3 rRNA genes are annotated in these 4953 nt (G+C 50.3%); all 3 read left to right on the top strand.

The features are described 5' to 3' along the window. The first annotated feature begins 106 nt into the window (after nt 1-106). The 3 genes from UGRO018_RS17470 to rrf all read left to right on the top strand — a co-directional run bounded on the left by UGRO018_RS17470 (nt 107) and on the right by rrf (nt 4921). Nucleotides 107-1644: ribosomal RNA gene (locus UGRO018_RS17470) — 16S ribosomal RNA — on the top strand. A gap of 215 nt (nt 1645-1859) precedes the next feature. Beyond that, a 23S ribosomal RNA gene (locus UGRO018_RS17465) occupies nt 1860-4760 on the top strand. Nucleotides 4761-4807: 47 nt separating this feature from the next. Further along, a 5S ribosomal RNA gene (gene rrf / locus UGRO018_RS17460) occupies nt 4808-4921 on the top strand. Together the 16S, 23S and 5S rRNA genes form the textbook arrangement of a ribosomal RNA operon. Nucleotides 4922-4953: the final 32 nt, after the last annotated feature.

The following is a 4953-nucleotide window of genomic DNA, read 5'->3' as shown; positions in this document are numbered from 1 at the left end:
AAAACCAATCGGTCTTTGAAAACTAAACAGGAAACGTCAATTTCGAAAGAAATAAAACGAACCAGAAAAACAAAAATCATAACGTTAGTAACGTTTTGAGCTAAATCAAATGGAGAGTTTGATCCTGGCTCAGGATGAACGCTGGCGGCATGCCTAATACATGCAAGTCGAACGAAGTCTTTAGGAAGCTTGCTTCCAAAGAGACTTAGTGGCGAACGGGTGAGTAACACGTAGGGAACCTGCCCATGTGCCCGGGATAACAGATGGAAACGTCTGCTAAAACCGGATAGGTATGAGGATCGCATGATCTTCATATTAAAGAAGCGAACGCTTCGAACATGGATGGACCTGCGGCGCATTAGCTAGTTGGCGGGGCAACGGCCCACCAAGGCAATGATGCGTAGCCGACCTGAGAGGGTGAACGGCCACATTGGGACTGAGACACGGCCCAAACTCCTACGGGAGGCAGCAGTAGGGAATTTTCGTCAATGGAGGGAACTCTGAACGAGCAATGCCGCGTGAGTGAAGAAGGTCTTCGGATCGTAAAGCTCTGTTGTAAGAGAAAAACGGCACATAGAGGAAATGATATGTGAGTGATGGTATCTTACCAGAAAGCCACGGCTAACTACGTGCCAGCAGCCGCGGTAATACGTAGGTGGCAAGCGTTATCCGGAATGATTGGGCGTAAAGGGTGCGTAGGTGGTGCGATAAGTCTGAAGTAAAAGGCAACAGCTCAACTGTTGTTCGCTTCGGAAACTGTCGTACTAGAGTGCAGGAGAGGGCGATGGAATTCCATGTGTAGCGGTAAAATGCGTAGATATATGGAGGAACACCAGTGGCGAAGGCGGTCGCCTGGCCTGCAACTGACACTGATGCACGAAAGCGTGGGGAGCAAATAGGATTAGATACCCTAGTAGTCCACGCCGTAAACGATGAGAACTAAGTGTTGGAGAGATTCAGTGCTGCAGTTAACGCAATAAGTTCTCCGCCTGGGGAGTATGCACGCAAGTGTGAAACTCAAAGGAATTGACGGGGGCCCGCACAAGCGGTGGAGTATGTGGTTTAATTCGAAGCAACGCGAAGAACCTTACCAGGCCTTGACATGGATATAAAAGCTCTAGAGATAGAGAGATAGGTATATATCACACAGGTGGTGCATGGTTGTCGTCAGCTCGTGTCGTGAGATGTTGGGTTAAGTCCCGCAACGAGCGCAACCCTTGTCGCATGTTACCAGCATTCAGTTGGGGACTCATGTGAGACTGCCGGTGACAAACCGGAGGAAGGTGGGGATGACGTCAAATCATCATGCCCCTTATGGCCTGGGCTACACACGTACTACAATGGCGTCTACAAAGAGGAGCGACACTGCGAAGTGAAGCAAATCTCATAAAGGACGTCTCAGTTCGGATTGAAGTCTGCAACTCGACTTCATGAAGTCGGAATCGCTAGTAATCGCAGATCAGCATGCTGCGGTGAATACGTTCTCGGGCCTTGTACACACCGCCCGTCAAACCATGGGAGTTGGTAATACCCGAAGCCGGTGGCATAACCGTAAGGAGTGAGCCGTCGAAGGTAGGACCGATGACTGGGGTTAAGTCGTAACAAGGTATCCCTACGGGAACGTGGGGATGGATCACCTCCTTTCTAAGGAGAAAGTACAAGAAACAAAAAGATATTTCCTGTTTAGTTTTGGAAGTCCGAGTGATTTCCGAAGAAGTCGATCTTTGAAAACTGAATAACAGAAGACATATGAAGGTCTATAACGAAAGTTGTAAGAAAAGAATAGATATTCACGAGTAAAGTTTAAAAAAACAGTAACTCAGTAAACCTTGGAAAGCAAAAACACGAAGAGAAGTAGTGATTAAGTAAGAAAGGGCGTACGGTGGATGCCTAGGCACTTGAAACTGAAGAAGGACGCAGCTAACAGCGAAATGCGACGGGGAGTGGTACGCACACAAAGATCCGTCGATATCCGAATGGGGAAACCCGGCACCTGTAATAGGGTGTCACCCATGAGCGAATACATAGTTCATGAGGAAGGAACCCGGAGAACTGAAACATCTAAGTACCCGGAGGAAAAGAAAACAAAAGTGATTCCGTAAGTAGCGGCGAGCGAAAGCGGAGGAGCCCAAACCGATCCTTGGATCGGGGTTGTAGGACCACAGAAAGGCAAGACGATCGGAAGGAGAATGGCATTGAAAGGCCAACCGGAGAGGGTGCAAGTCCCGTAAACGAATCTGAGAGGAAGCCGAGTGGGATCCTGAGTACGGCGAGACACGAGAAATCTTGTCGGAAGCAGGCGGGACCATCCGTCAAGGCTAAATATAATCAAGTGACCGATAGTGAACCAGTACCGTGAGGGAAAGGTGAAAAGAACCGCGGGAGCGGAGTGAAAGAGAACCTGAAACCGTATGCCTACAAGAAGTCAGAGCCCGTTAAAGGGTGATGGCGTGCCTTTTGTAGAATGAACCGGCGAGTTACGTTATCGTGCGAGGTTAAGCAGAAGATGTGGAGCCGAAGCGAAAGCGAGTCTTAATAGGGCGAGAGTACGATGATGTAGACCCGAAACCGTGTGATCTAGCCATGACCAGGTTGAAGTTCAGGTGAAACTGAATGGAGGACCGAACCGACCCCCGTTGAAAAGTTGGCGGATGAGTTGTGGCTAGGGGAGAAATTCCAATCGAACACGGATATAGCTGGTTCTCCCCGAAATAGCTTTAGGGCTAGCGTCGAGGAGAGTAACATGGAGGTAGAGCACTGAATGTACGATGGCCCCATCCCGGGGTACTGAGTATAATCAAACTCCGAATGCCATGAATATATACTCGGCAGTCAGACTGTGGGTGATAAGGTCCATGGTCAAAAGGGAAACAGCCCAGACCGCCAGTTAAGGTCCCAAAATGTATGCTAAGTGGAAAAGGATGTGGGGATGCACAGACAACTAGGAGGTTGGCTCAGAAGCAGCCACCCTTCAAAGAGTGCGTAACAGCTCACTAGTCGAGTGACCCTGCGCCGAAAATGTACCGGGGCTAAGCATACTACCGAAGCTGCGGATTCAATGTAAATTGAGTGGTAGGGGAGCGTTCCATGCAGGTAGAAGATAGATCGTAAGGACTATTGGACAGCATGGAAGTGAGAATGCCGGTGTGAGTAGCGAGATGCAGGTGAGAATCCTGCACACCGATAGCCCAAGGATTCCAGGGGAAGGTTCGTCCGCCCTGGGTAAGTCGGGACCTAACGCGAGGCCGAAAGGCGTAGTGGATGGAAAACAGGCAGATATTCCTGTACCCGCGATGGAAGTGAAGGAATGACGGAGAAGGCTAGTATGACCCACTAAATGGATTGTGGGCGAAGCGTATAGGTGGATGACAGTGAAATGCGTCATCGAAAGCTAAAGCGTGAGAGGTAAGGGAACGTCCTAGGACAAGTACCGAAGCATATGATGCCAGCTTCCAGGAAAAGTTTCTAGCGCAAATTCCATAGCGGCCCGTACCAAAACCGACACAGGTGGGCAAGGAGAGAATCCTGAGGTGAGCGAGAGAACTGTTGCCAAGGAACTCGGCAAAATGACTCCGTAAGTTAGCGATAAGGAGTGCTCTTGTAAAAGAGAGCCGCAGTGAAGAGGCCCAAGCGACTGTTTAACTAAAACACAGCTCTCTGCAAAGTCGCAAGACGAAGTATAGGGGGTGACGCCTGCCCGGTGCTGGAAGGTTAAAAGGATCTGTGAATCGCAAGAGGAAGCAGTGAACTGAAGCCCCAGTGAACGGCGGCCGTAACTATAACGGTCCTAAGGTAGCGAAATTCCTTGTCAGGTAAGTTCTGACCCGCACGAAAGGCGTAACGATTTGGGCGCTGTCTCGGCAGCAGACTCGGTGAAATCTTAGTACCTGTGAAAATGCAGGTTACCCGCAACTAGACGGAAAGACCCCATGGAGCTTTACTGTAGCCTGATATTGAATTTTGATCAAAGATGTACAGGATAGGTGGGAGGCGAAGAGACGTGCACGCCAGTGTACGAGGAGCCGCTGTTGGGATACCACTCTTGTTTGATTGAAGTTCTAACCTACAGTCCTAGACGGGCTGAGGGACCGTGTCAGGTGGGCAGTTTGACTGGGGCGGTCGCCTCCCAAAGAGTAACGGAGGCGCCCAAAGGTACGCTCAGATTGGATGGAAATCAATCGACGAGTGCAAATGCAGAAGCGTGCTTGACTGCGAGAGCAACAACTCGAGCAGGGACGAAAGTCGGGATTAGTGATCCGGCGGTGCCGAAAGGAAGGGCCGTCGCTCAACGGATAAAAGCTACCCTGGGGATAACAGGCTGATCTCGCCCAAGAGTTCACATCGACGGCGAGGTTTGGCACCTCGATGTCGGCTCATCGCATCCTGGAGCTGAATTCGGTTCCAAGGGTTGGGCTGTCCGCCCATTAAAGCGGTACGCGAGCTGGGTTCAGAACGTCGTGAGACAGTTCGGTCCCTATCTGTTGTGGGCGAAGGAAATTTGAGGAGAGCTGTCCTTAGTACGAGAGGACCGGGATGGACCTACCGCTGGTGCACCAGTTGTTCCGCCAGGAGCATAGCTGGGTAGCTAAGTAGGGAAGGGATAAGCGCTGAAAGCATCTAAGCGCGAAGCCCCCTCCAAGATGAGATTTCCCATTCGAAAGAAGTAAGACCCCTTGAAGACGACGAGGTAGATAGGTCAGAGATGGAAGCGCAGCAATGTGTGGAGTTGACTGATACTAATCGGTCGAGGACTTAATCACAAAGTCAACTGTTATTCAGTTTTGAGGGAAAGCGACCTCAGAAGCGATCTGGTGATGAAGGCGAAGTGGACACACCTGTACTCATCCCGAACACAGAAGTTAAGCACTTCAGCGGCGAAACTAGCTGGGCCTGCCCCAGTGAAGATAGCACGTTGCCAGGTCTTCAGACTCACTTCATTGTGAGTCTTTTTTT

Origin of the sequence: Hoskinsella mucinilytica (genome assembly GCF_045223415.1) — a bacterium.
In the GTDB taxonomy this organism is placed as follows: Bacteria; Bacillota_I; Bacilli_A; order Erysipelotrichales; family Erysipelotrichaceae; genus Hoskinsella; species Hoskinsella mucinilytica.
The sequence above is the reverse complement of the archived record's forward strand: the minus strand, read 5'-3'. Positions and strand labels throughout refer to the sequence as shown.